Annotated in this window: 1 protein-coding gene; it reads right to left on the reverse strand. The window is 40.5% G+C overall.

Going from position 1 to position 1493, the window contains the following annotated elements:
- The coding region (locus E1171_RS01495) for an immunoglobulin domain-containing protein (protein ID WP_155203383.1) at window positions 1-1485 on the reverse strand (1485 nt) is incomplete at its 3' end.
- Between the last annotated feature and the right edge of the window lie 8 nt (window positions 1486-1493).

Below are 1493 nucleotides of genomic sequence, written 5' to 3' on the forward strand. Positions count from 1 at the left end.
TGAACTAACACAACCAGACGAATTAACAGCTTCAACATAGTATGTAGTAGTACTCGAGATTGAAGGACTATAGCTTGTGCCGGTGTGTTCGGAGGTACCCCCATTATCGCTAACGTACCACCTATATGAATACCCACTAACCGGATTATTTACAGATAATGTCACCTCTCCTGCATCACAAACTTCATCGTCCGTGGCTGTTGGTGGTGCTGGCAGATCATTTACCGTTACTGTTGTAGTGTTTGTAACAGTACAACTGTTTCCATCCGTGTAGGAATAGGTTAGGGTATGAGTACCTGGTCCTGCAACAACCGGATCAAACTCGTCACTGGCATTTACTCCAGTTCCACTCCAATCCCCCCCACTATCGGCAAAACCTGCAAGGGATAATTTCTCACCATCCACACAGACATCAGGAATAGCAGCTAAATCAACCGAAGGAAGAGGATTAATTCTAATGTTACTATTAGAATATTCTCTATAACATCCATCAATAGTATTTCTAACCACCAGGGTATGAGTAGGACTATTCTTATCCCAAACAACAGTGATATTGTTACCGTTTATGGTAGCCACCCCTCCTGTGGTGCCCGTAGTAGATAAGGTTCCAGTACTGTTCGTTACCGTATATACCTGAGTGAGATCGTTTTCACAAAATTCAAGGCTCCCTGTAATAACCGGAGTTTCAGGGTTCAACACAGAAACGGCAACAAGCTCTCTGTCCGGCTGCTCCATGCGAAATTCCTCTTGCTCAGTCATATAAAACTCATACTTATTTGTCCCAGAATTATAATAGGTTGAAAGCTGTGATTCTGAAATAGTAAAAGACTCTGTATTAAAAATCAACGGTGTTTCGCTCCCTGAACTTTTCGAATATATCCTATATGCACTTGTATTTTCATATGCATTAGGATTTATCTGAAGTGTTAGGCTTCCTCCTTCTGGATCACAATATTGGTCTGGCGCAATAACATCAGCAGCAGTAATAGCTCGTTCTGCCGAGAAATCAAAAGTAATATCCACAGAAATTGTTTCACTACCAGATTCAGGATCAGGGATTTCCATCAAAGTACATCTAATGTCATTATCTACTTCCATCATTTCCCACCACCTATTTAAAATAGTATAACTATAGGAAATGGTGAAATGAAACGTCTTGGTCACGGTGTTGGAGCTTATCTCATCGTGGTCTATTTGAAGTACAGCCCCTTCTAACCCAAAAAGCGGACTCAAAGAACCATCCCACGAAATGTTAGAGATTGAATAATTTAAATCCTCAATCCAATCAGTTGCGGTAGCACAATGAGGATATTCCGTTTCTTCATAAAACTCATGGGTATTGATGTAATCTGCAAAGTCTATACTTTGCTGACCCTTAATTGCATTGGAAAAATTCATAGAAAAGGTAACATGTGTTTCGTCTCCTTGGGCAAGGGCCATCGTCGACAAAAACGAAGCGATTAAAAATAGGTAGATTCTTTTCATAGTTTAAG

This window comes from Xanthovirga aplysinae (assembly GCF_009711365.1).
Taxonomy (GTDB): domain Bacteria; phylum Bacteroidota; class Bacteroidia; order Cytophagales; family Cyclobacteriaceae; genus Xanthovirga; species Xanthovirga aplysinae.